The sequence below is a fragment of the Amycolatopsis rhizosphaerae genome (genome assembly GCF_007713715.1).
In the GTDB taxonomy this organism is placed as follows: Bacteria; Actinomycetota; Actinomycetes; order Mycobacteriales; family Pseudonocardiaceae; genus Amycolatopsis_E; species Amycolatopsis_E rhizosphaerae.
Map to the genome: position 1 here is coordinate 1 of NZ_VJWX01000172.1, position 13,385 is coordinate 13,385.

Here is a 13,385-nt window from a genome sequence, read left to right on the forward strand (position 1 = left end):
CGGTAGCCGGTGGCTCTCAGAACAGGGCGCTGGCGAGGTTTCGCCGGGCCTTCGCGACCCGCTCGTCGGCCGGGTCGAACAGCTCGAACAGACCCACCAGGTGCTCACGGACGCGGTTGCGATCCTCGCCCGCCGTGCGGCGCACCGCACCGATGAGCCTGCCGAACGCGTCCTCGACGCGGTTCTGGGCCATCTCGTAGTCGGCGGCGGCGAGCTGCGCGTCCAGATCGTCCGGAGCCGCCTCGGCCCGCTGCACGGCGGTGGGGTCGGCCTTGGTGGCCCTGGCCGCGAAGCGCACCTGCACCAGTGCGGCCTTGGCCAGCTCGTTGCCGGGCTCCGCGGCCAGGATGCGCTCGTAGGCCGCCTCCGCCGCGGCGAAGTCACCCCGCTCGAAGGCATCCTCGGCCTCGGTGAACCGCGGGTCCTCCGGCTCCTCGACCGGCGCACCGGCCTGCGCGTCCCTGATCCCGGGCAGCCTGTCCTTCAGCGCGTCGAGCAGTGCCCCGAGCCACCGCTTGATCTCCGGCTCGGGCAGCGCGCCGGCGAAGGCGTCGACCGGCTGGCCGCCCGCGATCGCGACCACGGTGGGGATGGACTGGGCGCCGAACAGCTGCGCGAGGCGCGGGTTGGCGTCGACGTCCACCTTGGCCAGCACCCAGGCGCCGCCGGACTGCGCCGCGAGGCGCTCCAGCACCGGGCTGAGCTGCTTGCACGGCCCGCACCATTCGGCCCACAGGTCCACCACGACGAGCTGGTGCAGGGACCGTTCGACGACGTCGGTCTGGAAGGTGGCCTCGGTGACGTCGAGCACGGCGCCGTCCGCGCCGCCCCCGGCGGCCGGACCCGGCTCGGCGCCCTGGGAGGAGGGCCGCTGCTGCTGACGCGCGGCCGCTTCCGCGCGTGCCTTCAGCGCCGACAGGTCGACCGCGCCCGACAGCGCGGCCGACAGGGCCGCTGAGTTCGCTGCTGATCCGCGTGGATATGTCACGGCACCATCCTGGCACGGGCGCCGCGGTGTTTCACCGCCCGTCCCGCGGCTGCTCGCCCGTGCGGGCCAATGCCTGCTCGACCCGCTCCACCTTCGCGGCCAGCTGCCCCTGGTAACCGGGGCGGATGTCGGCCTTGAGCACCAGCGACACCCGCGCCGCACCCTCCCCCGCGGCCTCCACGGCACGCTTGACGACGTCCATCACCTCGTCCCACTCACCCTCGACGTTGGTGAACATCGCATTGGTCGAGTTCGGCAGCCCGGAATCCCGCACCACCCTGACCGCACGGGCGACCGCCTCGCTCACCCCGCCGTCCGGATCGCCACCGGCCGGGCTGACACTGAATGCGACAAGCATCGCCGCTCCCTTTCGAGTTGAGCCACGAGTTTCGGCACTACCCTGCCCAGTCTGCCGAAAACCCGCTGGTAGCTTCCCAGGACATGAACCGGCCCTTACCGTTCGACCCGATCGCCCGCGCCGCCCAGCTGTGGGAGGAACGGATCGGCCCTTCGGGCACGATGGCCGCGGTGACGGGGCTGATGCGTGTCCAGCAGATCATCCAGTCCGCGGTGGACACCGCGCTGAAGCCGCACGGGCTGACCTTCGCCCGCTACGAGGCGCTGGTGCTGCTGTCGTTCTCGCGGCGCGCCAGCCTGCCGATGCGGGTGATGGGCGAGCGCCTGCAGCTGCACCCGACCAGCGTCACCAACATCGTGGACCGGCTCGAGCGCGACGGCCTGGTGAAACGTGTTCCGCACCCGACGGACCGGCGCACCACGCTCGTCGAGATCACCGAGGAGGGGCGCGCGCGGCACGCCGAGGCGACCAAGGCGGTCACCACGATCGATTTCGGACTGGTGGGCCTCACCCCGAACCAGACGGTCCAGCTGATCGACCTGCTCACCAGGATCCGCAAGGCCACCGGCGACTTCGTCGAATAACCCGCCTCACGCGCGGGCACGGCGAAGGCCCCTCTCACCGGGTGAGAGGGGCCTTCGCCGGAAAGATCAGGCGGAGAGGGGCTCGCGGACGAACAGGCCGGTGCCGCCGTAGGTCAGCCGCTCCGGGCCGTCCAGCTTGCCGGTGCGCAGCGCCCAGGTCTCGAACCACCAGGTGAACAGCGGCGGGATGCTGGACAGCAGCGCCATCACCAGTGTCTTCGGCTTCCAGGCCAGCGGCTTGAACACCACCAGCGTCACCACGACGTAGCAGAGGAAGATCACGCCGTGCACCAGGCCGAGCACGGGAACGCCACCATCGTGGGAGGCGTGCACGACGTACTTGAGAAACATCCCGATCAGCAAACCCACCCAGGAGAACGCCTCGGCGACTGCGGCCACGCGGAACACGAGAGCGGCCTTGCTGGACACGACTTTCCTCCCTAGCGATGCACACAAAAACCGTCCGACAACGACGGCCGGGCGGGCATTTCCCTCTCCGGCCACAACGACGTTGTCGGACGCGCCGATACCCAGTGTGCGCCGTGATGCTGCTCACCGGAACATCGGGGGTCGTGATCATCATCACGACCCCCGACGACTACCGTCGCGGAGTTACGCGCTCGCGCACGGGGACGCCGGTGCTCCCTGGGGGCCCGTCGCCCAGGTGGCCGCCGCCGCGTCCTCGGTGAGGCGGTAGTCCAGCGTGACCCCGCGGGTCAGCCGGTCGACCCCGATCCACGCGCGATCACTGTCCGCGCCCGAGACCCGCAGCCCCCGCACGTACTGCAGCCGCGAGCCCTGCGCCCCGGCCGCGTTGATCACCACGTCGTGCCCGCCGTCGAGGTGCACGACCGCCTTGGCGAACCGCGGCGCGCTCAGCAGGAACTGGCCGGTGCCCGGCACGGCCGGGTAGAGCCCGAGCGCGCTGAGCACGTACCAGGCCGACATCTCGCCGAGGTCGTCGTTGCCCGTCACCCCGTTCGGCGCGTTGGTGAACAGGGTGTGCGCCGCCCGGACCACCGCGGAGGTCTTCCACGGCTGGCCGACGAGCGTGTACATCCACGGCGAGTGCAGGTCCGGTTCGTTGTTGGGGTTGTAGCGGAACTGGTTGTAGTAGTTGTACGGGCCGTTGACCCACTCCTCGCGCACCGTCTTCGCCGGGTCGGCGACCAGGTCGGGGTAGGCGAAGAAGTCGTCCAGCCGGGCCGCGGCGGCCTGCTGCCCGCCCATCCGCCGGACCAGGCCCGGCACGTCCTGCTGCGTGAGCCACTGGTACTGCCAGGCCGTGCCCTCGTGGAACCCGTCCTGGCCCTCCGGGTTGTACGGGCCGCTCGCCGGGGTGAACCAGGCGCCGCCGGTCACCTTCGGACGCGGGAAGCCGGTGAAGCCGCGATCGGTCACGCTCGCGTCCCACAGGACCTGGTAGTTGCGGCCCCGGGCCGCGAACGCCTGCGCGTCCCGCGTCCGGCCGAGCCCCCGGGCCATCAGCGACAGCGAGCAGTCCGCCAGCGCGTACTCCAAAGTGGCCGACGCGCCGTGCTGCGGGTCGACGTCCTGCCCCTTCTTCGGGAAGTCCGGGTCGTACTGGACGAAACCGGCGCTCGTGTAGTTCCGGTTGCCAGCCCGCCCCTCGAAGGGCGAACTCGCCGGGGGCACGCCGTTCGCGTTCTCGGTCAGCGCCTCGTACGCCTGCCCTTCCAGGCCGCGCAGCGCCCCGAACCGCCACAGGTCCACCAGGAACGGGGTGACCGGGTCGCCGGTCATCGTGTTGGTCTCCTGGTTGGCGTAGGCCCAGCGCGGCAGCCAGCCGCCCTGGTCGTGGATGGCGAGGATGCTGCGCGCGATGTCCCGCGCCCGCGCCGGGCGCAGCAGTGCGAGGAGCTGGTTCTGGGTGCGGTAGGTGTCCCACAGGGAGAAGTACTGGTAGTAGGTCCAGCCGGTGGTCCGGTGGACGCGGTCGTCGAACCCGCGGTAGCGGCCGTCGACGTCGTTGCCGGTCAGCGGCTGCAGCAGGGTGTGGTACAGCGAGGTGTAGAACACCGCCCGGTCGTCCACCGAACTCGTCGTTATGTCCACTGAGGACAGTTCGCTCCGCCAGGTGCGCTGCGTCGCGGCGCGGACCTGGTCGAACCCGCCGCCGCCCTCGGCGGCGAGGTTGCGCCGCGCCCCTTCGGGGTCCACATAGGAGATCGCGGTGGTCGCGGTCACCTGGTGCGGGTCGGAGAAGGTGAGCCACGCGCCCCGCAGGCCCGCACCGCCGGAGGACTCCCGGCTGCCCGGCGCACCACCGGAGGGCGACCAGGTGCCGTAGGAGGTGAACGGCCTGTCGAAGCGGGTGACGAAGTAGGTGGTGTAGGGCTTGCCGCCGCAGAACGCCTGCGAGCTGACGGTGCCTTCGACCGTCCGGTCGTCGACGATCCGGACGCTGCTGCCGCTCACCGGCTCCTTGTCGTTGGCCTGTCCGGTGTTGACGAACACGTTGGCCTGCCCTGCGGTGGCGAAGGTGTACCGCTCGACCCCGGTCCGCGTGGTCGCCGTGGTCTCCACGTCGACACCGCCGTAACCGGTCAGGTGGACCTTGTAGTACCCGGGTTTGCCGACCTCACCGTCGTGTGTGTACGGCGACGCATAGCGCTTCTGGTCGAAGGAGGCGGGATTCGCCGTATCGAAGGTACCGCCCGGCGCCACCGTGCCCGTGGTGGGCAAAGTGGACACCAGACCGCCCTGCTCCCAGCAGCCCGCCCCGGAAAGGAAGAAGTGCCCGAAGCCGCGGATGGCGGTGTCGGTGTACTGGTAGCCCGCGTAGTGCGAGCCGATCGGGCTCACCTGCGTCATGCCGAACGGCGCCGACGCGCCGGGGAAGGTGTTGCCCTCGTCCTGGGTGCCGATGAAGGTGTTGACCGCGTCCAGCGCGTCCCCGCCCTGCGCGGCGGCGGTCACCGGTGTCAGCAGCGCCGCCGGGACGGCCAGCGCGGCGACGAGTGCCCGCGATTTCCCTCTCATACCGTGCCCTTTCCGTGCTTCTACGCGATTCCGCACGGCACACGGCGGCGCCGGAGCACACGGGAAGTGCGCTCCGGCACCGCTGTGCCGGTGCTGTGTCAGGTGATCAGGAACCGATCGCGATACCGAACACGTGCAGGTTTCCGCCCGTCACCGTGCCCGGCAGCGTCACGCTCGCCACCTGCTTGCCCGCGTCCAGGGTGACCGGGGCGCTGGCGAACACGTAGGTCTTGATCTGCTGCGGATCCCCGCCCACGCTGTTGCGGTACGAGGTGGTGATCACCGTGCGGTTGCCGTAGGCGGGTTGCGCGTTGTTCCCGCCGAGCGTCCAGTCCGAGAAGCCCAGCTGGGCGGTACTCGTGCTGCCGTCGGTGTAGGTGACGGTCACCGTGCCGGAGGCGTTGCCGTTCGAGGCGGCACCGAGGAAGGCGAGCCGCCCGCTGCCCGAGACGGTCACGGTCTGCCCCTGCGCGATCACGTTGTCCGGCTCCCCCGCGGGGTAGCCGGGCCAGGTGTAGGACAGTCCGTCCGAAGTCACCGTGCCGCCCGGTGAAACGCCCGCGGCGGCGAGCGCGTCGGCCGAATAGCTGTACCCGACCCCGTCGAAGTTCGCCGCGGACGGTTTCGCGTCGGTGGAGATCCCGGCGTTGTTCACCGTCGCGAGCCAGCTACCGGGCTGTGCGACGAGCACGCCGAGGGTGGCCGTCAGCGACGGCTGCCCGTCGGCGGTGAGCGTCACCGGAACCCGGTAACTGCCCTCGGCGGTGCCCGTCGCCACGCCGACCGTCACCGGGCTGCTCACCTTCGTCCCGCCCGGCACGGTGAGGTCACCGGACGCGGGGCTGACGGTGATCCCGGACGGCGGGGAAACCGTCCAGTGCCAGGTCCTCGTCGTGCCCGACAGGTCCTGCAGCCCGATCGAGGCACTGCCCTGGGCCCCGCCCGGCACGAGCACCCGCGAGGGATCCACAAAGGACAGCGCTGGCGTCTCGCCGTCACGGAACGACGGCGGCGCGTCCGCGGGCGCGGCACCCCAGTTCTGGTCCGGGGTGGACGACAGGCTGAAGTCCAGCCGCCCGCCCGTGTGGACGAACGACTCCGGCAGCCACGGCCTGCCGGACGTGGTCCCGTCGACCTTCAACCCGGTCACGTACGGGCCGCTGCCGTTACCGGTGATGCTGATCGTCCTGCCCTCGCCGGTGGTCACCTTCGCCTTGGGGAACAGCGGCGAACCGAGCACGAGCTCGGAGCGCCCGGGGATCTCCGGGTACATGCCCAGGGCCGACCACACGTACCAGGCCGACATCTGGCCGAGGTCGTCGTTGCCGACCAGGCCCTCCGGGTTCGGGTTGTACAGCTCGCTCATCACCCGGCGCACCAGTGCCTGCGTCTTGTACGGTGCGCCCGCGAAGTCGTACAGCCAGGGCGAGTTGGAGTTCGGCTCGTTGCCCAGGAAGGCGTACGGGCGCTTGGTCCCGGCGTTCAGTTCGGTGAAGAAGCTGTCCAAACGCGACTGGACGGCCTGGTTCCCGCCGAGCGCGGTGATCAGCCCGGCCACGTCGTAGGGCACCATCCAGGTGTACTGCGCCCCGTTGCCTTCGACCCAGCCGGACGAGCTCGCCGGGTTGTACGGACTCGCGAAGCTCCCGTCCGCCCGCCGCGGCTGCAGGTAGCCGCTCGCCGGGTTGTACAGGTTCTGCCAGTACTGGGCCCGCTTCATGAAGTTCTGGTACGTGGAGCTGTCGCCGAGCCGCCGCGCGAGCTGCGCGATGGAGAAGTCGGCGCTGGTGTACTCGAGGGTGTCGGCCCCGGCCCCGGGCACGTAGCCCAGCTTCAGGTAGTCGGCGAGGCCCGGCCGTTCCTCGTAGCCCTGGGTGGTGGGCTGCGTGGCACCCTTGATCATGGACAGCAGCGCCTTGCTCGCGTCGAAGTCCTTGGCACCGAAGGCATAGGCGGTGGACACGATGATGTGGTACGGGTCGCCGTTCATCACGCCCGTGTAGTCGTTGGCCACCGTCCACCGGTCCCACGACCCGCCCTGGTCCGCGTAGGCGATCATGGACCGCGCGATGTCCGAGGTCTCCTTGGGTGCCAGCATCGCCAGCAACTGGATCTCGGAGCGGTAGATGTCCCAACCGGAGAAGTTGGTGTACATCGCGTGCCCGCGGTCGGCGGTGTGGACCCGGCCGTCGAACCCGGTGTAGGAGCCGTCGGCGTCGGAGAACACGTTCGGCTGGATGAGCGAATGGTAGAGCGCGGTGTAGAAGGTGGTCCGATCGGCGTCCGAACCGCCCTCGACCTGGATCTGGTTGAGCCGGTCGTTCCAGGCCTGCCGTGCCCCGGCGGCGACCTCGTCGAACGAGCGGTGGTTGTTCTCCGCCTTCAGGTTGTTCTTCGCGCCATCGGTGGACACAAAGGACAGTCCCACCTGGACGTTCACGGTGGACCCGCCGGGGAAGGTGACGAAGCCGCCGCTGCCGGGGCCGCTCACCGTGGTGGGCACGGGGGCCTGCGACTCGGTCCTGGCGACCTGCGTCTGCGGGGCGACCTTGGCCTGTGCGCCGCCGTTCTCGGCGGACTTGCCCGGGGTGACCGTGCCGTTGCGCCAGGTGCCGATCGAGGCGAACGGCTTGTCGAACTTGGCGTAGAAGTACACCCGGTAGTGCGAGTTGGTGCCGCAGAACCGGCCGCTGGCCGCCCAGCCGCTGACGGTGTCCCTGCCGATGCTGATCTGCGCGTCGTCGGTGCCCTCCACCGAACCCGAACTGTTGATCAGCAGGGTGGCCGGGGAGCCCGCCGGGTAGCTGAACCGGCCGGAGCCGGTGCGCTGGGTCGCGGTGAGGTCCACCCCGACGCCGCTGTCGAGTTTGACCGAGTACCGCCCCGCGGTCGCCTGCTCGTTGGCGTGCGAGAACGGCAGCGTGTAGTGCCCGGGGTCGGTCGCGGGCGAGGTGGTGACCTCACCGGCGAACGGGATGAACGGGATGTCCTCGTAGGTCGAGCAGCCCGCGCCCGACAGGTGCGTGAGGCTGAACCCCTTGAGGGCGTTGTCGTCGTAGTAGTAGCCGCCGTGCTGGGCCTTCACCGTGTCCGGGCTCCACTGGACCATCCCGAAGGGGACCACCGCACCGGGGAAGGTGTTCCCGGCACCGCCGCCGGTGCCCTGGTCGGCACCGCCCGGGCGGGTGCCGACGAAGGGGTTGACCCATCTCGCCAGATCCTGCTGTCCCTGTCCCGGACCCGCCGCGCCGGCCTGCACAGTCGGCATGACCGAGGTAACCATGAGGGCGCCGGCCAGCGCCACTCCGGCTCTCCAAGGGGAAAGCGTCATTGCCTCGCCTCCTGACAACCTTGTCGTCCGGGGGAGAACTCTGGTAAGTGATTGTCGGACCGGTCAAGGAACGGGTCCGATCCTGTCTCGTTCTGGACACCGAAATACTCCGTAAGCACCAGAGAAAACAGACACGATCGGGGCGCGAATCGGCGACCACTGGCCGGGCATTGACAACAGACCGCCCGTTCGTGTGAAATCCCAGCACTATGACAACGTTGTCTGACGGGTTGTCCGACGGACTGTCCGACCGGCCCCACAGGGCGGCCGGAAGGCGCGCCACGATGAGCGACGTCGCCCGCCTCGCCGGGGTCAGCATCAAGACGGTTTCCCGCGTGGTGAACGACGAACCGGCGGTCCACCCGGAGACGGCGAGCCGGGTGCTGGCCGCCATCGAGCAGCTGGGGTTCCGGCGGAACCTGGGCGCGCGCAACCTGCGCCGCGGCTCCACCACCGGCACCATCGGGCTGGTCGTGGAGGACGTCGGAAACCCGTTCTACTCCGAACTCAACCGCGGGGTGGAGCAGGTGGCCACCTCGTTCGGGCGGCACGTGCTCACCGGCTCCTCCAACGAGAACTCCGAACGTGAACGTGAACTCGCCCTCGAGTTCTGTGCGCGCCGGGTGGACGGCCTGCTCGTGGTGCCCGCGGGCACCCAGCACGGTTACCTGGTCCCCGAGATGCGCGCGGGGACCCCGGTGGTGTTTCTCGACCGGCCCGCCGGTGACCTCGTGGCCGACACCGTCCTCGTCGACAACCTCGGCGGCACCATCGAAGCCGTCGCCCACCTGGCCCAGCACGGCCACCGCCGGATCGCCTTCCTCGGGGACGGCCCCGGGATCTTCACCGCCTCCGAACGGCTCCGCGGCTTCCGCGAGGGACTCGTGCGGGCGGGTCTGCGCTATGACGAGCGGCTGGTCCTGCTCCGCACCCCGACCCGCGAGAGCGTGGCGGACGCGGTGGACCGGCTGCTCACCGGGCCCGACCGGGCCACCGCGGTGATCGCCGGGAACAACCGCGTCACCGTCCACCTGCTGCGCGCGCTGGCCCACGTCACGCCGCGCCCCGCGCTGGTGAGCTTCGACGATTTCGAACTCGCCGATCTGCTCGACCCGCCCGTGACCGTGATCGGCCACGACGTGGGCAGGCTCGGCCGGGCCGCGGCCGAGTTGTTGTTCGCCCGGATCCACGGCGACGATTCCCCGCCGAGAAAGGTAGTCCTTCCCGTGCACCTGCTCCCCCGCGGCTCCGGCGAGGTGGCCCCGTGACCGCACCGATCAAGCTCCCGGCCAACCAGCCGCCACAGTTCTACCGGGGCGGCGCGGCCATCGCGGCGCTGCGCGGGGCGTCCGGCCCGGACACCGCGTACGGCCCGGAGGACTGGGTCGCCTCCACCACGACCCGCTACGGCCAGGCCGAAAGCGGGCTCACCCCGCTGCCCGACGGCCGGTGGCTCCGCGACGCGGTGCACGCCGACCCGGCGGCCTGGCTGGGCGAGGCGCACGTCGCCGAATTCGCGGACTCGACCGCGCTGCTGGTGAAACTGCTCGACGCGGGCCAGCGCCTTCCCGTGCACTTCCACCCGTCCGACGGCTTCGCACGGCGCCATTTCGACTCGCACTTCGGCAAGACCGAGGCCTGGATCGTGGTCGGCACCAGCGGGGACGACCCGCGCGTGTACCCGGGTTTCCGGGAGCGCACCGATCCCGCGACAATCGGCGCCTGGGTCCGCGACCAGGACACCGACGCGATGCTCGGCGCCCTCAACAGCGTGTCGGTCTCGACCGGTGACGCGGTGTTCATCCCGGCCGGGCTGCCGCACGCGATCGGCGAGGGCGTGTTCGTGGTCGAACTGCAGCAGCCCACCGACTTCTCGCTGACCATCGAGTGGCGGAACTTCTTGGACAGTCCCGAAAAGGGACACCTCGGCATCGGCTTCGACACCGCGCTGAAGGCACTGGACACCACCGGCCACGACCCGGAAACCCTGATCAGGCGCACCGCCGAGGAGCCGGGGCAACGGGTGGAACTGCTGGTTCCCGGCGCGGCCGGCTTCTTCCGCGCCGACCGGCTCCGGCCCGATCCCGCGCTCGCGCTGGACCCGTCGTTCACCGTTCTCGTCGTACTGGACGGGCAGGGCCGGTTGCGCACCGAACACGGTGGCGAGCTCCCGCTCGGCCGGGGAGACACGGTGGTCGTGCCGTACGCGGCCGGGCAGAGCGAACTGTCGGGCGGGCTCACCGTCATCCGCTGCCGACCGCCGGCACCGGGAGGTCGTCCATGACCGACAGCGTCCTGCTCGACGCACGGAACATCGTGAAGCGGTACGGCTCGGTGGAGGCGCTGCGCGGCGCCTCCTTCCAGGCCAGGGCCGGTGAGGTCACCGCGCTGATCGGTGACAACGGGGCCGGGAAGTCCACTTTGATCAAATGCCTGTCGGGCGCGGAGCAGCCCACCTCGGGCCAGATCCTGCTCGATGGCGAAGAAGTGCGTCTCGACTCCCCGACCACCGCGCGTCGCCTCGGCATCGAGACCGTGTACCAGGACCTCGCGGTGGCGCCCGAACTGGATCCCGCCGCGAACCTGTTCCTGGGCCGCGAAATCCGACGGCGGGGCATCCTGGGCAGGCTCGGGATGCTGGACAAGGCGGAGATGCGGCGCAAGGCCGTCGAGGAGTTCAAACGCCTTGGCGTGACCCTGCAGAGCACGGACGTGCCGATCGGCGCGCTGTCGGGCGGGCAGCGGCAGAGCGTGGCCGTGGCGCGCTCGGTGGTGTGGGCGAGCAAGGTCGTGTTCATGGACGAGCCGACCGCCGCGCTCGGCGTGGTGCAGCGGGAGCGGGTGCTCGACGTCGTCCGCCGCGTGCGCGACCAGGGCATCGCGGTGGTGCTGATCAGCCACAACATGCCGGAGGTGCTGTCGGTCTCCGACCGGATCGAGGTGCTGCGCCTCGGGGTGCGGGTCGCCCGCTTCCAGAGTCCCGACACCAGGTTGGAGGACCTGGTCGGGGCGATGACCGGGGCGTTGACGCAGGACGAGGAGGCCGCATGATCGACACTGGCGAAGCCCCGATCATGCGAGCCAACCGGGCGCGGGTGTCCCGCAAGACACAGGAGGCCGCATGAGCACAACCACTCCCGAGATCCAGTCCACTGTGGAGGACCGGTTCGGCAAGCGCCCGCTGGTGCAGCGGCTGGTCGGCGCGAACACCTTCTGGATCGCCCTCGTCCTGCTGGCCCTGATCGCGGTGTTCACCGTGCTCGCGCCTGCCCAGTTCGCGACCCTGTTCACCTTCCAGACGCTGCTGATCGAGACGTCGGTGCTGCTGGTGCTGTCGGTCGGGATGACCTTCGTGATCATCACCTCCGGTATCGACCTGTCCGTCGGCTCCGTGCTGATCTTCTCGGGCATGGTCTGCGGCAAGACGATGGAGGCACTCTCCGGCGGCAACGCGAGCGCGGCGGGCTGGGGGATCATCGCGATCGGCCTGGCCGCCGCGGTGGCCTCGGGCACGATCTGGGGCCTGATCAACGGTTTCCTGATCGCGGTGGCGAAGATCCCGCCGCTGATCGTCACGCTCGGCACCATGGGGGCTGCGCTCGGCTCGGCCTACCTGCTCAACAACGGCTCGGACGTGCGCAGTGTGCCGACCGTGCTGAACAGGACACTGGGCTACGGCACCTCACTGGGCGGTGTCCCGAACCTGGTGCTGGTGGCCGCGGTGATCACCCTGGTCGGCGCGTGGCTGCTGCACACCACGCGCTTCGGCCGGTACACCTACGCGGTGGGGTCCAACGCGGAGGCGGCGCGGCGGGCCGGTATCAGGGTGACGGCGCACCTGCTCAAGGTGTACCTGCTGACCGGTTTCCTCGCCGGCATCGCGGGTTTCCTGTCGCTGGCCTACTACGCCTCGACCACGATCACCGCGCACACCACGGACAACCTCAACGCGATCGCGGCGACCGTGATGGGCGGCACGAGCCTGTTCGGCGGGGTCGGTTCGGTGCTGGGCACGGTGATCGGGGTGTTCATCCCGGCGGTGTTGAAGAAGGGCTTCAACATCACGCAGGTGCAGGACTTCTGGCAGATGATCGCGGTCGGCGCGGTGCTGATCGCGGCCGTGTGGTTCGACCAGCGCCGCCGCAGGCAGCGCAATTCCCGTTGATCCCCCACAACGAAGTAGGGAGAAGTCGATGAAGAAGGTTCTCGCGGCGGGTTCGCTGGCCGCGGCGGCGGTGCTGCTGGCCGCGTGCGGTTCCGGTCAGGTCGGCGGCTCGGGCGGCAACAGCGTGCAGAACAACAAGCAGCTGGCGCTGATCCCGGGCGTGCAGGCGGAGCCGTTCTACATCTCGATGCAGTGCGGCGCGCAGGCCGAGGCGCAGAAACTGGGGTACACGCTGACCACGTCGGCGCCGCAGAAGTTCGACGCCGCGCTGCAGACGGAGAAGGTCAACGCGCTCGGTTCGAACCCGCCCGCCGCGTTGCTGATCGCCCCCACGGACGACACCGCGATGCTCGCGCCGATCCAGCAGGTCGCCTCCCGGGGCACGAAGATCGTGCAGGTCGACACCTCGCTCAAGGACAGCGGCATCGCGGTCTCCTCGATCTCCTCCGACAACACCGAGGGCGGCAAGCTCGCCGCGAAGACACTGGCCGAGCTGGTGGGCGGGAAGCAGGGTTCGGTGCTGGTGCTGGACACCATCGCGGGCACCTCGACGACGGCGGCGCGGGCCGCGGGTTTCGCCGACGAGCTGAAGAACCACCCGAACCTCAAGTCGATCGGCGTGCAGTTCACCCAGAACGAACCGGAGCAGGCGGCCGCGAAGGTGACCGCGGCGCTGGCGTCCACTCCGGACCTCATCGGCATCTTCGCCACGAACCTCAACACCGGTGAAGGTGCGGCCACCGGCCTGCGCAACGCGGGCAGGATCGGCCAGGTGAACCTGGTCGGCTTCGACGCCAGCCCGTCCGAAGTGGACGGACTGCGCAGCGGCGAGTACCAGGCCCTGATCGCCCAGGACCCGGCGATGATCGGTCAGCAGGGCGTGGACCAGGCGGTGGCGGCGCTGGAGGGCAAGCCGGTCACCAGGACACTGACCGCCCCCCTGCACTCCATCACCA

Annotated in this window: 11 protein-coding genes; 6 read left to right on the top strand and 5 right to left on the bottom strand. The window is 70.1% G+C overall.

Translation table 11 applies throughout. The features are described 5' to 3' along the window. Window positions 1-16 precede the first annotated feature (16 nt). Entirely contained in the window at window positions 17-988 is a 972-nt protein-coding gene (locus FNH05_RS18030) for a tetratricopeptide repeat protein (protein ID WP_144589867.1), read from the bottom strand. Between the two features lie 31 nt (window positions 989-1,019). Further along, window positions 1,020-1,346 (bottom strand): thiamine-binding protein, encoded by a 327-nt coding sequence (locus tag FNH05_RS18035; protein ID WP_144589868.1) that lies wholly within the window; start codon window positions 1,344-1,346, stop codon window positions 1,020-1,022. 83 nt (window positions 1,347-1,429) lie between these two features. On the opposite strand from FNH05_RS18035, the gene FNH05_RS18040 reads away from it, so the two are divergent. Next, the gene (locus FNH05_RS18040) at window positions 1,430-1,930 is read left to right on the top strand and encodes a MarR family winged helix-turn-helix transcriptional regulator (RefSeq protein ID WP_144589869.1); all 501 of its coding nucleotides are present in this window, start codon (window positions 1,430-1,432) and stop codon (window positions 1,928-1,930) included. A 66-nt stretch (window positions 1,931-1,996) separates the two neighbouring features. On the opposite strand, the gene FNH05_RS18045 is transcribed toward FNH05_RS18040, so the two are convergent. From FNH05_RS18045 to FNH05_RS18055, 3 genes are all read right to left on the bottom strand, one after another. Next, window positions 1,997-2,359, bottom strand: coding sequence for a DUF3817 domain-containing protein (locus FNH05_RS18045; RefSeq protein ID WP_144589870.1), 363 nt, complete (start codon window positions 2,357-2,359; stop codon window positions 1,997-1,999). A gap of 183 nt (window positions 2,360-2,542) precedes the next feature. Beyond that, window positions 2,543-4,933, bottom strand: a complete 2,391-nt coding sequence (locus FNH05_RS18050) for a GH92 family glycosyl hydrolase (RefSeq protein ID WP_144589871.1) — start codon at window positions 4,931-4,933, stop codon at window positions 2,543-2,545. 106 nt (window positions 4,934-5,039) lie between these two features. Next, window positions 5,040-8,201, bottom strand: a complete 3,162-nt coding sequence (locus FNH05_RS18055; RefSeq protein ID WP_222426641.1) for a GH92 family glycosyl hydrolase — start codon at window positions 8,199-8,201, stop codon at window positions 5,040-5,042. A 347-nt stretch (window positions 8,202-8,548) separates the two neighbouring features. On the opposite strand from FNH05_RS18055, the gene FNH05_RS18060 reads away from it, so the two are divergent. From FNH05_RS18060 to FNH05_RS18080, 5 genes are all read left to right on the top strand, one after another. Beyond that, complete coding sequence (locus FNH05_RS18060) at window positions 8,549-9,532, top strand: LacI family DNA-binding transcriptional regulator (protein ID WP_144589873.1); 984 nt, start codon at window positions 8,549-8,551, stop codon at window positions 9,530-9,532. Continuing rightward, on the top strand, window positions 9,529-10,548 hold the full coding sequence (locus tag FNH05_RS18065; RefSeq protein WP_144589874.1) for a class I mannose-6-phosphate isomerase: 1,020 nt from the start codon (window positions 9,529-9,531) through the stop codon (window positions 10,546-10,548). The genes FNH05_RS18060 and FNH05_RS18065 overlap by 4 nt, the downstream gene beginning before the upstream one ends. Beyond that, window positions 10,545-11,315, top strand: a complete 771-nt coding sequence (locus tag FNH05_RS18070) for an ATP-binding cassette domain-containing protein (protein WP_144589875.1) — start codon at window positions 10,545-10,547, stop codon at window positions 11,313-11,315. The genes FNH05_RS18065 and FNH05_RS18070 overlap by 4 nt, the downstream gene beginning before the upstream one ends. Before the next feature lie 70 nt (window positions 11,316-11,385). After that, window positions 11,386-12,429 (top strand): ABC transporter permease, encoded by a 1,044-nt coding sequence (locus FNH05_RS18075; protein ID WP_144589876.1) that lies wholly within the window; start codon window positions 11,386-11,388, stop codon window positions 12,427-12,429. A 28-nt stretch (window positions 12,430-12,457) separates the two neighbouring features. Next, a partial coding sequence (locus FNH05_RS18080) for an ABC transporter substrate-binding protein (protein WP_144589877.1) occupies window positions 12,458-13,385 on the top strand: 928 nt, incomplete at its 3' end.

Bases quoted from the DNA above. Each gene is read 5' to 3' on its own strand.
- FNH05_RS18035 (WP_144589868.1), bottom strand. From the start codon at position 1,346: ATGCTTGTCGCATTCAGTGTCAGCCCGGCCGGTGGCGATCCGGACGGC.
- FNH05_RS18040 (WP_144589869.1), top strand. From the start codon at position 1,430: ATGAACCGGCCCTTACCGTTCGACCCGATCGCCCGCGCCGCCCAGCTG.
- FNH05_RS18050 (WP_144589871.1), bottom strand. From the start codon at position 4,933: ATGAGAGGGAAATCGCGGGCACTCGTCGCCGCGCTGGCCGTCCCGGCG.
- FNH05_RS18055 (WP_222426641.1), bottom strand. From the start codon at position 8,201: ATGCCGACTGTGCAGGCCGGCGCGGCGGGTCCGGGACAGGGACAGCAG.
- FNH05_RS18060 (WP_144589873.1), top strand. From the start codon at position 8,549: ATGAGCGACGTCGCCCGCCTCGCCGGGGTCAGCATCAAGACGGTTTCC.
- FNH05_RS18070 (WP_144589875.1), top strand. From the start codon at position 10,545: ATGACCGACAGCGTCCTGCTCGACGCACGGAACATCGTGAAGCGGTAC.
- FNH05_RS18075 (WP_144589876.1), top strand. From the start codon at position 11,386: ATGAGCACAACCACTCCCGAGATCCAGTCCACTGTGGAGGACCGGTTC.